At 68.6% G+C, this 13,751-nt stretch carries 11 protein-coding genes; 3 read left to right on the forward strand and 8 right to left on the reverse strand.

The genetic code is table 11. The features are described from left to right. Positions 1-8: 8 nt before the first annotated feature. The 4 genes from ASF79_RS13115 to ASF79_RS13130 form a co-directional block, all read right to left on the reverse strand. Positions 9-1,193, reverse strand: a complete 1,185-nt coding sequence (locus ASF79_RS13115; protein WP_055855516.1) for a Dyp-type peroxidase — start codon at positions 1,191-1,193, stop codon at positions 9-11. Next, positions 1,190-2,515 (reverse strand): right-handed parallel beta-helix repeat-containing protein, encoded by a 1,326-nt coding sequence (locus ASF79_RS13120; protein ID WP_082495897.1) that lies wholly within the window; start codon positions 2,513-2,515, stop codon positions 1,190-1,192. The genes ASF79_RS13115 and ASF79_RS13120 overlap by 4 nt, the downstream gene beginning before the upstream one ends. A gap of 69 nt (positions 2,516-2,584) precedes the next feature. Further along, positions 2,585-3,703 (reverse strand): VIT1/CCC1 transporter family protein, encoded by a 1,119-nt coding sequence (locus ASF79_RS13125; protein WP_082495898.1) that lies wholly within the window; start codon positions 3,701-3,703, stop codon positions 2,585-2,587. A 6-nt stretch (positions 3,704-3,709) separates the two neighbouring features. Then, on the reverse strand, positions 3,710-4,147 hold the full coding sequence (locus ASF79_RS13130) for a DUF5997 family protein (protein WP_055779739.1): 438 nt from the start codon (positions 4,145-4,147) through the stop codon (positions 3,710-3,712). Between the two features lie 60 nt (positions 4,148-4,207). On the opposite strand from ASF79_RS13130, the gene ASF79_RS13135 reads away from it, so the two are divergent. Next, a complete protein-coding gene (locus ASF79_RS13135) occupies positions 4,208-5,269 on the forward strand; it encodes a LysR family transcriptional regulator (RefSeq protein WP_055855519.1) in 1,062 nt (353 codons plus the stop codon). A 38-nt stretch (positions 5,270-5,307) separates the two neighbouring features. Next, a complete protein-coding gene (locus ASF79_RS13140; protein WP_156366253.1) occupies positions 5,308-6,207 on the forward strand; it encodes a hypothetical protein in 900 nt (299 codons plus the stop codon). 12 nt (positions 6,208-6,219) lie between these two features. On the opposite strand, the gene ybaK is transcribed toward ASF79_RS13140, so the two are convergent. Genes ybaK through ASF79_RS13160 form a run of 4 tightly spaced genes read right to left on the reverse strand, consistent with a single transcriptional unit; the run spans position 6,220 to position 8,577 of the window. Further along, a complete protein-coding gene (gene ybaK, locus ASF79_RS13145) occupies positions 6,220-6,717 on the reverse strand; it encodes a Cys-tRNA(Pro) deacylase (RefSeq protein WP_055855523.1) in 498 nt (165 codons plus the stop codon). A 5-nt stretch (positions 6,718-6,722) separates the two neighbouring features. Beyond that, positions 6,723-7,421: an alpha/beta hydrolase gene (locus tag ASF79_RS13150; RefSeq protein ID WP_055855525.1), complete on the reverse strand. Its 699-nt coding sequence runs from the start codon at positions 7,419-7,421 to the stop codon at positions 6,723-6,725. A 39-nt stretch (positions 7,422-7,460) separates the two neighbouring features. Then, positions 7,461-7,739 carry a metal-sensitive transcriptional regulator gene (locus ASF79_RS13155; RefSeq protein ID WP_044439959.1) on the reverse strand — a complete coding sequence of 93 codons (279 nt, stop codon included), beginning with the start codon at positions 7,737-7,739 and terminating at the stop codon, positions 7,461-7,463. 52 nt (positions 7,740-7,791) lie between these two features. Then, complete coding sequence (locus tag ASF79_RS13160; RefSeq protein ID WP_055855526.1) at positions 7,792-8,577, reverse strand: DNA-formamidopyrimidine glycosylase family protein; 786 nt, start codon at positions 8,575-8,577, stop codon at positions 7,792-7,794. 214 nt (positions 8,578-8,791) lie between these two features. Here ASF79_RS13160 and ASF79_RS13165 point away from each other — a divergent pair, with 214 nt between their 5' ends. Continuing rightward, positions 8,792-13,708 (forward strand): DUF5979 domain-containing protein, encoded by a 4,917-nt coding sequence (locus tag ASF79_RS13165; RefSeq protein WP_055855529.1) that lies wholly within the window; start codon positions 8,792-8,794, stop codon positions 13,706-13,708. The last annotated feature ends 43 nt before the right edge of the window (positions 13,709-13,751 follow it).

The following is a 13,751-nucleotide window of genomic DNA, read 5'->3' on the forward strand; positions in this document are numbered from 1 at the left end:
AGTCAGGTTCAGAACCTCAGCGGCGAGCTCGCCGAGAACCCCGGCAGGATCAGGAACGTCGCGCTGCCGGTGGGGGTGGCATACGTCATCAGATCGTCGTTCTCGTCGAGCCGCTGCTGCGTGACGACGAATGTGCGCAGGGTGTTCTGAAAGCAGATGAACGCCAGGCCCGCGTCGGCCTCGCCGTTCGGCAGCAGCCCGTCGTCGAAAGCGTAACCGCGCCGCAGCATCAGCGATGATCCTGTGAACGACGGATGCGCGGCGCGTGCGTGGCTGCGCAGCGGGGTGATGAATTCGCCCTCCGGCGTCTTCGCGTTCAGGTTGACCTCGCCGTCTTTCGGCCCACCAGACAGTGGCGTCCCATCGATGCGCTGGCGGCCGATGACCCGCTCCTGCGCGGGTGTGCCGAGCGCCGCGAAGCGCGCGGTGTCGAGGCGCAGCCGCCGGATGACGCATACGGTGCCCGCCCCCAGCGCGGCGTCGGCGGCTCCGATCCAGACGTTCTCGGCGAGTTCCTCGTCGCCGTGCGGCACGATCACGCCGTCGAGGAATCCGAAGGGGTTGCGCACCACACCCCGCTCGCCGTGACCACGGAACAGGCGCTGACGCCAGCGTGGGGTGGCGCCCGGCACGAGAGCGAGCAGGTCATCGCCCACGGCCGTGAGCACGCTCGGATCGTCGGAGTAGAGCGCCAGCAGAAGGTCTCCGCCGCGGCGGTGCGGTTCGATCGCGTCGTCACCGGCGAATGCGGGAAGATCCTCGGCGCCGGGCAGCGTCGCATCCCGAGCGGCCACGATTCGCGGTCCGAGACCGACGGTGACCGTGAGATCGCCCGGACCGTCGGGCAAGACGTCTGTCGGCGTCGACGTCGTCGTCAGCTCGAGGATCCGCTCGCCGATCGCGCCGAGCCACGGGGTGTCGGTGCCGTCGAGGTCGCAGACGAGCAGCAGGCCGAAATGCTGAGGAGTCGCGGGCCTGGCTATTCCCGCCTGATACCGACCGGCGGCGGGCACCGGCTGGCCAGACGAGCCCGCGGGCGTGACAGCGGCATCCGGTCTCTGTGTCTCACTCGGCCATGAGCCCGTAGCGGTCAGCGCGCCAGCAGCGCCCGCGGCGCCCGCGCCCACCGCGACGCCGAGCGCGCCGAGGAGTGCGCGCCGGCTGGGACCCGTGCGCGGTTCTCCGTCGGTCATCGCGTGCCCGCGCTGCCGGCCAGCAGATCCGCGGCGGGGAGCGCGACGCCAGAGGTGTCGAACGAGCCCGCCGGGCCGCTCTTCGGCAGGGCGTCGGGAACAGCGGTCAGGTCGCCGTCGAGGTTCGGCTGAGGCACGGGCCGGCCGACCTTGAGGAACGACACTCCCGCGGGCGCCTGCACCTGGGGCAGGGCCGAGGTGGGCACACCCGCTGAGGCGCCCGCCGAGCAGGAGGCGGCCAGGTCGGTCGGCAGCAGACTGAGGCCGGTGTCGGGGGTGATGCACGTGGTGCTCGTGGGGCTTCGGGGTGCGGAGACATCGGCGACGTCGACTCCGTTGCCGGAGAGGGCGTTGTCGGTGAGGCGCGTTCCCGTCGTCGCGATGTCCTCGGTGTTCGAGAGCTGCACGCCCGAGACGCTGTTACCGGCGATGATGTTGCGCTCGAGGGTGTCGCTCTGTGCGCCCGAGAGCCCCACGCCGATGCCGAAGCCGCCCTGCGCCTGGGCGGGTGAGTCGGCGGAGTTGTTGTCTGAGATCACGTTGCCGACCACCGTTGCGCCGCGCTGGGGAACGAAGGCCTCCTGGTACCAGCTGAGCAGGGTGAGGCCCACGCGATTGCCCGAGAACCTGTTGCCGGTGACCACGACGGAGTCGGAGGCGTTCGCGTTCTCGTAGCCGATGGCGTTGCGTTCGGCCACGTTGCCCGAGACGAGGATCGCGCAGTTCTGGCATTGGCCGACGTAGAAGCCGGAATCCGCGGAACCGGAGGCGTAGTTGTTGCTGAGCACGCCGTTCTGCGAGTTGAAGGCGTAGATGCCGTAGAGGCCGTTGTTGGTGGCCGTGACATGGTCGACCTCGAACCGCTGCAGGGGAGGGAACTTCTCGGGGTCGAGCTTCTGGTAGCCCGTGAGGTTGTGGGCCTGGGGGCCGTTCTCGTCGTGCATCCCCGTGACGAGGACGCCGTTGAACGTGTGCCTGGTCACCGTGAGGTTCTGCACGCGAACGCCGTCGGCGATCACCTGGATCCCGTTGGCTCGGAGCCCCTCGCCGTCGATGATCACGCCATCGCGATCGAGCCCGCGCAGGGTGATGTTCTTCGTCGCCACCGTGACCTCTTCGGTGTAGGTGCCGGGCGAGACGAGCACCAGGCCGCCCTCGGGCACCTCGTCGACCGCCTGTTGGATCGTGGCGGCGTCGGCCGGCACGCGCACAGTCGACGACGAGGCGGTCGTGGGGCCGGACGGGCTCCCGTCGACGGCACAGCCGCTGAGGGTGGCGACCAGGGCGAGTGCCAGTACTGCGGGGAGGAAGCGATAACTCACAGAGCGAGTTTATCGTCACAGAGGCGACGATACTGTTCGCCGGCCGCCGCGGTCAGCCCAGAGCGAGTCCTAGACGCCGGTCGTGCCGAAGAGGAGCCCGAGCAGGTACGTGACGGCGGCCGCGCCGTAGCCGATGGCGAGCTGGCGCAGCCCGCGCTTCAGCGGAGAAGCGCCGGAGAGAATGCCCACGATGGCGCCCGTTCCGAGCAGCGCCAGGCCCACGAGCAGGGCGGCTATCAGCACGGCCGGCAGACCTTCGACGCCGAACAGATAGGGCAGAATCGGGATGATCGCACCCGACGCGAAGAAGCAGAAGCTCGACAGGGCCGCGCTCAGTCCCGTGCCGACGGCCTCGTGCTCGTCGCTCTCCGCGTGCACGGCGGGGTCGGCTGTGAGAGCGAGGTCGTGGGTGCGCAGCACCTCGCGCGCGTGCTCCTCTGCCTCTGCCTCGCTCATGCCCCGCGCTCGGTACACGAGTGCGAGCTCATTGGCATCCACGTCGAGGTCGGCGACGGCCGAACGCGCCTCGGGATCGGGAGTCGACGACTCGAGCAACTCGCGCTGTGACCGAACGGAGACGTACTCGCCGGCGCCCATCGACAGGGCACCCGCCAAGAGGCCTGCGATGCCGGTCAGCAGAACGACGTGCGTCGGCACCCCGCTCGCGGAGATTCCGATGACGAGGGCGAGATTCGAGACGAGGCCGTCGTTCGCGCCGAAGACCGCGGCCCTGAACGTTCCCGAGAGACGCATGCGCCCCCGAGTCGCGAGACCTCGCACGACCTCCTGGTGGATGCGCTCGTCTGCGGCCATCGCGGCCGTCGCGTCGGTGTCGGTGTCGTAAGGCGAGCGACCCTCGGCCCTCTGCGCGAGGGCGAGAACGAAGACCGAGCCGAAGCGTCGGGCCAGAAAGCCGAGGATTCGAGTGCGGGTGGCCCCCCGCAGCGTGCGCCCGACGTCATCTCCCAGCAGGCGGCGCCAGTGCTGCTCGTGCCGGGCCTCGGCATCGGCGAGAGCCAGCAGGATCTCGCGTTCCTCGCCCGTGCGTCGCTGGGCCAGGTCGCGGTAGACCGCTGCCTCGAGCTGTTCGTCGGCGAGGTAGCGCCGCCACCGCCGGATGTCGGCGGCACGGGGCGCCGAGGTGCCCGGTTCGGCCGCGACCGGTCGGTCAGGAACCGATGCGTTCACCGCGGATCAGTTGGAGGCTGCGGCGGCGCGCTGGCTCTCCTGGCGCGCGAGATGGGCTGCCTTGCGGGCCTTCTCCTCGTTCAGCTGCTTGACGCGGGCGGCCTCGCGGCGCACCTCGGCCTGCGTCGCGCGCTCGCGCACGAGCCACTCAGGGCGGTTCGCCAGCAAGTCCTGGATCTCGGCTGTGGTGAGCGGCTCGGTCACTCCGCCGCGGGCCAGGCCCGAGATGGTCACTCCCAGCTTCGAGGCCACGATCTGGCGCGGATGCGGGCCGTTGAGTCGCAGCTGCACGACCCACTCCGGGGGCGTGGCGAGCAGCTCGTCGAGCTCTGTGCGCGACACCGTGCCCTGCTGGAAGTCGGCGGGCGTCGCATCCAGAAGCACGCCGAGCTTCTTGGCCGCGGTGGCGGGCTTCATTGTCTGGGGGGTTTTCGCGGGCGTCATGATGCCAAGGGTAGCCTGAGACCGCACCGGTTGCCCGGTCACAAGCCTTCGAGGAGCCCAGTGGACATCGACCCGACCACCCTGAGATGGTTTTCCGCCGTCGCCACGGAGCTGCATTTCGGCCGCGCCGCGACGTCGTTGGGCATCGCCCGCACGCGATTGAGCAAGGCCGTCGTCGAGCTCGAGGCTCAGCTCGGCTACCCGCTGTTCGACCGCGAACAGCCCGGCACACAGCTCACGGATGCGGGTCGCTCGCTTCTCGAGGCGGCTCCCGAGCTGATCGTGGCGGCAGACGAGCGGACGGCCATCGCGGCGGAAGAGGCGGCGCGGCCCGTTCCCTTCCGCATCTCGTTCGTTCCCGGCGTCACGATCACCAAGTGGACGACGGAATGGGAAACGCGCTTCCCCGACATTCCGCTCGTGGTGCTGCCGACGCCCGGAGATGAGGCGGTGTCCGTCTTGCGCGAGAACTCGGTCGACGTGGCGTTCGTGCGCCTGCCCATCGACCGCGACGGGCTCAGCGCCATCCGGCTCTACGACGAGGTGCCCGTCGTCGTCGTGGCGAAAGACAATGCGCTCTCGATTCTCGAGGAAGTCCGCCTCGCCGAGCTCGCGGGCGAGCATCTGATCCAGCACCCCGACGAGGTCGAGGGATGGGCCGACGTGGCGACCGAGATGCTCGAGGGTACTCGTCCCGATCTGCCCGAGCCCGCCTCGGTCGAGGATGCACTCGACCTCGTGGCCGCGGGAACCGGCATCGTGGTGTTGCCGCACTCGGTGGCCCGATTGCACGCGCGCAAAGATGTGGTCGCCAGGCCCGTGCTCGACCTGCCCGAGACGCAGATCGCCCTTTGCTGGCTCGCCGGTGACCCGAGCGATCGTATCGAGGAGTTCATCGGCATCGTCCGCGGACGGCGCGCCACGAGTTCTCGTGCCCCGGCGACCGCCCCGGCCTCGGGCCAGGGCAACACCGAGAAGACGCCCAAGGCCGAGGCCAAGAAGCCCCGCACCGGGGCCAAGGGAGCGAAGGGTGCGAAGGGTGCGGCGGCGAAGACGCCACGCCCTCTGGGAACGGCGCGTAAGCCCCGCCCGTCGGGTGGCTACCGCCAGAAGGGCCGCTAGACGCGGGCTCCGCGCTCGGCGTGCGGAAGAATGGGTCGGTGACCTCATCTCGCCGCTTCGGACTTCTTCTCGACGTCGACGGACCGATCGCCAGCCCGGTGACCCGCTCCATCAACCTCCCGTCGATCGGTCGTGATCTCGCCACATTGGCGAACGCGGGCGTTCCGGTGATCTTCAACACGGGTCGCTCGGATGCCTTCATCGCCGACGAGGTCGTCGAGCCGTTGCTGGCCGCCGGACTCGAGGCGCACGCTCGCGTCTTCGCCATCTGCGAGAAGGGAGCGACCTGGTTCGCGATCACCCCGGAGGGCGCGGGGGAGCTGTCCATCGACGCCTCGCTCGCGCCGCCACCCGGATTCGACGACGATGTGCGAGCGCTCGTCAGGGAGCACTACGCCGACCTGGTCTTCTACGACGAGACCAAGCGCGCGACTGTGACGTACGAGCAGCGCCTCGACGTGTCGAAGGAATCGTTCCTGGCGCGCCAGCTCGAGATCGACGAGACCGCCATCGCGCTGCTCAACGCTCGCGGTTTCGGGGCGCGACGCGGCGCCGTCGACTATGCCGACGCATCCGGTGTCGTGCAGTATCGCGCAGACCCGTCGATCATCTCGACCGACTTCGAGTCGATCAGAGTCGGCAAGGATTTCGGGGCGGAGCGTGCGCTCATGCTGCTCGAGGGAACCGGCCCGATGCCGACGGAGTGGCGCACGATGGGCGACTCGCGCGGCGACTACGCCATGGCGACGTGGCTGCACGAACGCGGCGAGACCGTGGCGCACGCCGACGTGCGCCCGGAGGACGGGATCCCCGAGACCGCCTATCCGGTGCTCACGGCGGGTGAGCTGATCCACGACGACGCGGGAGCGGCTTTCCTCGCCCGCTGGGTCGAGATGCTCAGCGACGAGGCGCTCACCGACAGTGAGGTCGCCGCATAGCGCGCACCCTCGTCAGAGGCGACGGATGCGTGCGGCCCTTCCCCGGGTCACGGCCAGCAGGTCCGCGGGAGCGATCTCGATGTCGAATCCGCGGCGGCCCCCTGACACCAGGATCGTGTCGAAGTCCAGCGCGGAATCGTCGAGCACGGTCGGCAGCGCGGTTCTCTGCCCGAACGGGCTGATGCCGCCCACGACGTAGCCGCTCTTGCGCTCGGCGATCGCGAGATCCGCCATGGCGGCCTTCTTGCCGCCCAGGGCCGAGGCCAACGCTTTGAGGTCGAGCATTCCGCTGACGGGCACGATGCCGATGCCGAGCCCCGCGTCGGTATCGACCATCAGGGTCTTGAACACCCGCTCGGCGTCGATCCCGAGCGCCGTCGCCGCCTCTGTGCCGAAATCCGTGACCGCGGGATCATGCGTGTAGGCGTGCGGAACGAACGCGACGCCGGCTCTGCTCAGCGCTGTCGTGGCCGCGGTCGTCGGCCCGGCCGTTGCCGACTTCTTGGCCACCGTTCTCAGGCCTCGGCCGCGACCAGCAGCGTCTGGTCGAGGAACTCGCGTACCGCCGTGATCTCGTCTCCGACGATGCCGTGCCCCGCGCCCGGGTACAGACGCGCGTCGACCTCGGCGTGCGTCTCGAGCCAGGTGTTCGTGCGGGCGACGGCGGAGGGAGGGATGATCGGGTCGCGCTCATCACGCCCCCAGAAGACGCGGGGGCGCAGGGTCTCGAGTGCGGCATCGGCGGGGGCGTCGCCAGAGACGACGAATCCCGACAGGACGACGGCAGAGGCGAAGCGCTCCGGCGCGTGGCGCAACAACTGCAGGGCCATGGCGCCGCCCTGCGAGAAGCCGAGAGTGGAGACGGCGGCAGGGGCGCCGTGTTCGACCGCGAGGCCGTCGAGCCAGGCGAGCACCCCACGGGCCGCGGCATCCACCCCGGCGGGCTCGGGGTTGCCCGGCTCGCCGATCTGGAACCAGGCGAAGCCGTTCTCGATCGGGGCCGGCGCGATGAGGGGGGCGCGGAGGCTGGCGCAGACGATGCCACCCGGCAGGTACGGAGCGAGCGACATGAGGTCGGCCTCGTGCGATCCGTAGCCGTGCATGATCACGAGCAGGGGAGAGCCGGGGAGACGGGTCGCGAGCTCGTCGCGGGGGATCGACCACACCACGGCCGAATCGTCGATCTGCGGCTGGGTCGGAGAGAAATCGGTCACGGGCACGACGTTACCGGATGCCCGCGCGGGCGCCGCCGGTCAGGAGCGATTGCGACTGAGCTCGTAGATCTTGACGAGCTCGTCGATGGCGCCGTCGCGGGTCTCGCCGCCGGCCTCGAACATGTCGGTCACGTGGGTCTTCAGGTGGTTCTCGACCATCAGCTTGTTGAGCGAGCCGAGCGACTTCTGAATCGCGAGCGACTGCGTGATGATGTCGAGGCAGTACTCCTCGCTCTCGATCATCTTCTCGAGGCCGCGCAGCTGACCCTCCAGGATGCGGGTGCGGTGCAGGGCGCGCTTCTTGATGTCGTCGATCACCCGGCCAGGATACCCGTGTTGACGACGTACCTCCCCGGGGTACGCCGAAGCGTTATGTCTGGCAGCGCGGGCACCAGTACACATCGCGCAGCGTCAGTTCGTCGGCGCCCAGTTTGCCGGCCCGGATGCGCGTGCCGCAGCGACGGCACGGCTGGTTCTCGCGGCGATAGACCCAGCTCTGCCGGCCCGTACGCAGATCTCCGGTCGTGGATCTCTCGGTGCGGTCTCGGTTCACCAGAATCACCCGGTGAGCGAGCGCGACCAGGGGCGCAAGATCGACCGACGACACGGGCCGGGTCGGCAACAGGCCCCTGAGAAAACAGAGTTCGTTCGCGTAGACATTGCCGAGGCCGGCCAGGTTGCGCTGGTCGAGAAGGGCGACATGGATCTCCCTGTCGGGCGAGGCAGCCAGATGGGCGACCGCCTCGGCCTCCGCTGACTCGTCCCAGTCGGGTGCGAGCACATCCGGACCCAGATGTCCGACGACGGAGGCCTCGTCGTCACGGCCGACGACGTCGATGGTGCCGAGATCGAACCCCACGGCGACCCAGTCGTCGGTGGTCAGGATGAGCCGGGCGGTCGATGCGGGGCGCTTCCATCTCGTCCCCGGTCGATAGAGATGCCAGGAGCCCTCCATCTTCAAATGACTGTGGATGCTCACGTCGCCGACGCGGGTGAGCAGATGCTTGCCTGCACTCACGACGCCGTCGACCGTGCGTCCGGAGAGGTCGATCTCCGCATAGCGGGGGACACGGAAATCGGAGCTGAGGAGCGTCTGACCAGCCAGCGCGGCATCGAGATGTCGAGCCGTGCGGTAAACGGTATCTCCCTCGGGCATGGCTCAAGACTACGCGGGCGGGGGCTGCGCCCGGTCTGGGCGTCAGGGCGTCGAGCGAGGGTGAAATCCCGGGTGAAATCGGCTCGATCGAGGCGAGAACCCCCGATTCCGGGCCAAAAGTCGGCATATTCTCAGCTTTCAACTGAGAAAACCTCGCGTGTTTTCACCCCGGCCTCGCCGCCTTCGAATGATCCTTCCCACGGAAAGAACTGCCTTGCATTTCAGCGTCCAGAAACATCCCGGTATCCGGGTCCAGAAGCACGGAAAGACGGCTCTCGCGTTCTCCGTGATCACCGCGCTCGTCGCGGGGGGAATTCTCGCGGGAGCGAGTACTCCCGCCTTTGCTGCCGACGGCAGCGTCTCCGGTCGTGTGTATCGCGACTTCAACTCGAACGGATCCTTCGACTCCGGCAACGGCGCCACGACCGGCATCGCGAATGACAAGGGTCTCGCCGGCGTTGCCGTCACCGCGACGGATGCTCACGGCAAGAACTGGTCGACGACCACGCAGGCGGATGGCACGTACTCGATCTCCGTCGACGGGTCAGCGGGAAGCGCTGTCCGCGTCGAGTTCGACGATGTGCCGGATGAATACGAGCCGGCCAGCCACGGAGACGACAACGGCACCAGCGTGCAGTTCGTCTCGGTCGGCGACAGCGGAGTCGACTACGGCGTCAACGCGCCGGGTGACTTCTCGCAGGGCAACCCGCCGATCGTCACGGCGATCCAGTACTCGGGGCTCAGCACGTCGGCGGGCCTGGCGTCGACGCCGGCCATCGTCGCGCATCCCTGGGGCACGAACTTCAACACAAGTACCCAGGGGCAGCCCACGGGCAGCTATCCCGACCGTGTGGTCCTGGCCACTGTGCCGCAGGTCGGAGGCACGTGGGGGTCGTCGTTCCAAGCGAGCACGGGCAGCCTGTTCGCCGCGGCGACCTACAAGCGTCACGCGGGTTTCGGCCCCTTGGGCCTGGGCGGCATCTACCGCATCACCGGAGCGGTCGAATCCGACGGAGACCTGGCCGCGTCGGGATCCTCCGACGTGCAGTCCTGGCTCGACGTCACATCGCTCGGAATCGACGTGGGCGCCGTGCCCGCAGACGCGGCTCCCGCGTCTGCGGGAGGGCGTGGACTCGGCACGCCGAACAGCCCCGCGGTCGACGCGGACGCCTTCGCGCAGGCCGGAAAGGTCGGCATCGGTTCCATCGCCGTGAGCACAGACCAGAAGTCGCTGTACTTCGTGAACCTCTTCGACAAGAAGATCTACCAGCTCGACATCAGTGACCCGAACGCGGTGCCGACCGTCGCCAACGTCATCGATCTCGGTCTCGGCGGCGGTGAGCGCCCCTGGGCGCTGAGCGTGCACCGCAATCAGCTCTTCGTGGGGTACGTCGACAGCGGCGAACAGCTTCCCGTGGGTTCGACGGCGGCGACTCTGCAGCTGCACGTGAAGAGCGCGTCCGAGTCCGACCTCGGCGTCTGGACGACCGTGCTCGACGGCTCGCTCGGCTACGCGAAGGGCGATACCCTCTCCGGAGCCAACGTGCCGGACGCGCAGCGACCTCCCATCCTCCGCTGGAACTCCTGGGTCGACGTCTGGTCGGGCGCCTGGGGATCGGTCTCTCGCACGGCGTGGAACAGCCCTGTGCAGGACTACCCGCAGCCCATGCTCACCGACATCGACTTCGACACCGACGGGTATATGAACCTGGCGCTGGCAGACCGTACGAGCATCCAGGGCGGAAACCGCAACTTCGGCACCAACACCGGCGACACCGCGTACTACCAGACGGTCGCGAGCGGCGACCTCCTCGTCGCCGCCCCCACCGCCACCGGCTACGCGCTCGAGAACAACGGCAAGGTCGGCGACCGGCCCGCCTCCGCGAATACGGGAAACAACGAGGGCCCCGGAGGGGGCGAGTACTACAACGATCGTCAGGCGCTCGGCGCCGGAGGCAGCCACCGCGAGATCGCTCTCGGCGGTCTCGCCACCCTGGCCGGAGTCGACTCGATCGTCGCCACCACCTACGACCCGCTCACTCCGGTGCGCGTCACCGGATTGAACTGGTTCCAGCCGTCGACGGGAGCCGTCGTGCGCGGCTACCAGCAGATCGCCGACGCGGGAGACAGCGCCACCCCGAGCACCGCGGGCACGTTCCAGAAGGGCGGCGGTCTCGCCGTCGTGCAGGCGCTCGCCCAGCTCGCCCCGGTAGAGATCGGCAACCGCGTCTGGTTCGATGCCGACCAGGACGGCGTCCAGGATGCCGATGAGCCGGCTTTCGACGGCGTCGAGGTCGAACTCGTGAACGCCGACGGCAAGGTCATCGGAACCACGACGACCAAGGATGGCGGGCAGTACTACTTCTCCACCACCGACCCGGCTCTCGAAGCCGAGGGCTTCGTTCCCGGCAGCGGAAGCTACACGGTTCGCTTCATCAAGCCGACGACGGGCAACGCCTTCACAGACGACTCGCGCTTCGGCACGGTCGGCTGGAGCCAGGTGAGGTTCACGACCCCGGATGCGGGCGGTGACGACACCGTCGACTCCGACGCCGTGCCCGTCGAAGACAACTCCTCCGCGTCGATCTCGATCCCGACGATCGGAGCGCCGGGCGAGAACAATCACACATTCGATGCGGGGCTCGTCGCCGACGCCACGCTGGCCGTGGTCAAGAAGATCTCGGAAGACGGAGGCGTTGCCCCGTCGGGAGCCACGTACACGGTCGATCTGGCCGCCACCGACTTCCGCGGCGACACGATCGACGCGGGCACGAACGCGAAGATCGTCGTCGACCCGAGCGACCCGGTCGGCAAGACGGTCACCCTGCCGGTCGGTTCGTCGGCCACCATCACCGAGGGTGCGGATGCCACGGTGAAGAGCTACTCCGTGAGCCCGAAGGGTGCGGTGAAGGTCACGGGAACCCGTGCCGCGCCGACCCTCATCACGGTGACGAACACCCTCTTCGCCGACGGCTTCTTCGAGGTGACCAAATCGGTGACGGGCGACGCCGCCGCGTCGGTCTCTGCGCAGCAGCAGTTCACCGTGAGCTACACCTACCCCGGTCTGGAGGAGCCCAAGACGCTCATCGTCACGCCCGGCGAGACGGTGAAGTCGGATGCCATTGCATACGGCACCGTCGTCACGGTCAGTGAGGCGGTCCCCACCGGTGCTCCGGCGGACGTCCTCTGGCAGACGCCGATCTGGACGGTCGGTGACGGTGCCGCGAGCCCGGGCGCCTCGACGACGCTGACCATCGGCGACGGCTCGACGATTGCTGTCGGACTGGAGAATCCCACGACGCAGCTGGTCAACGGCTTCTCTGTGACCAAGCTCGTCACGGGTGATGCATCGGAGTCTGTTCCCGACGACTTCGCCTACACGGTCAGCTACACGACGCCCGGTCAGGCGGCCAAGCAGCTGACGCTGACCAAGGCCGATTCGGTCAAGACGGTGACGGGCCTTCCTGTCGGCACCGTGGTGACGCTCTCCGAGGCGGCACCCGGCGCCGCGGCTCCCGACGTGAAGTGGGGCACCCCCGTGTTCTCCGGAGCGGGCGTCACGCCGAACACCGATGGCACCGCGAGCTTCACGATCGGCGTCGAGCCCGTGCAGGTCGTGCTCACGAACCCCACGGAACTCGTCCTCGGATCGTTCTCGATCACGAAGCAGGTCACCGGTCCCGCCGCGGACACGCTGACGCCCGGCTTCTCGTTCACCGGCACCTACCTGCCGGCGGGCGAGACGGTGCCCGCACCGTTCTCACTGACGAACGGTTCGACCTTCACGAGCCCGCAATTGCCAGCCGGCACGGTTGTGAACCTCACGGAGGATGCCCCCAAGGGTGGTCTGCCGGAGTTGTCGGGCTGGGCGAAGCCGATCTTCCTGGTCGACGGCCAGCCGATCGGTACCGATGGAGCGGTCACGATCACGATCGGCCAGAACTCCACGCTGGCCGTGACGCTCGAGAATCCCACGACGGTGACGCCGAAGGTCTCGATCGTCAAGGGTGATGTCGTCGCCGGCGTCTTCCACAACGCCGACACGATGATCGACGGGGAGTTCTACGCGCCGGGGGAGACCCGCCAGATCAGCATCACGGCGACGAACACGGGAACCGACAGGCTGCGCGAGGTCGTGCTGCACGACGACACCCTCTCGGGTGCGGCGATCCAGTCGCTGGTCTGGACGTTCCCCGACGGAAGCTCGGCCGCGGCCAGCATCGTCGATGGTGAGCTGACGGCCCGCTGGGACGCGACATTCGAACCCGGCACCGCCGAGTGGATGCCGGGAGCGACCATCACAGGCACGGCGACGCTGACGATCGCCAACTCGGATGTGGCCGCTCACGTCGACCGCGTGACGGTCGACGCGAAGGGCTCCGCCACCGGCACTCCGGTGACCGATCGGAACGACTACAACGCCTACACGGCGGCGATCCAGGTGATCAAGTACGACGGCTCGGTGGCCGACCCCGCGGTCAAGGATGCGGCAGGAAACTGGATCGTACCCACCAAGCCGCTCGTCTCCGCCGCGCAGGACGCGAACGTCGCCGATCACGCGGTGACCTACGAGTCTGGCAAGGCGAAGCACGTGCGCTGGGTCGTGACCAACACCGGAAACACCTGGCTCACCGAGATCGACCTTGCCGATGCGACCCTGTCGGGCCCGAACGTCACCGACTGGACGAGCGATCTCAGCGCGTTCGGTGGACCGAGTTCGTACAGCTTCGTGAAGGACGGAACCTGGCACGGCATGCTGCCGCCCGGAGCGTCGTTCTTCTCGGACGGCACCCTGACCCTGGGCGTCGCCGACTCGCACGCCGACGACGTGACTGTCGTCGGAATGCCGATCGTGCCGGAGGTCGACGAGAACGGTGTGCCCACCGGCAAGCCGCAGCTCGACGACGACGGCAAGCCCGTTCTGTCGCGAAACCCCGACGGAACGCCGCGCACGTTGACCGATCACGACCCGTTCCACGCGGCCACGCCGGCTGCGTCCTCCGTCTCGGCGCTGCCGAACACGGGCCTCGACGCGGGTTCCAGCCTGCGGGTCGCCCTGCTGGCACTGGTCACGGCGGTCGCGGGCCTCGGAGCGCTGCTTCTGGTGCGTCGCCGACGCTCCTCGGAGTAGCGGACTGACCTAGCTGAACGGCGAGGGGCCCAGGGAACGACAC

It is taken from the genome of Agreia sp. Leaf335 (assembly GCF_001423605.1).
Lineage (GTDB): Bacteria > Actinomycetota > Actinomycetes > Actinomycetales > Microbacteriaceae > Agreia.

Excerpts from the sequence above, each read along its gene's own strand:
- ASF79_RS13115 (WP_055855516.1), bottom strand. The coding sequence starts at position 1,193 with ATGACCGACGGAGAACCGCGCACGGGTCCCAGCCGGCGCGCACTCCTC.
- ASF79_RS13130 (WP_055779739.1), bottom strand. The coding sequence starts at position 4,147 with ATGACGCCCGCGAAAACCCCCCAGACAATGAAGCCCGCCACCGCGGCC.
- ASF79_RS13160 (WP_055855526.1), bottom strand. The coding sequence starts at position 8,577 with ATGCCCGAGGGAGATACCGTTTACCGCACGGCTCGACATCTCGATGCC.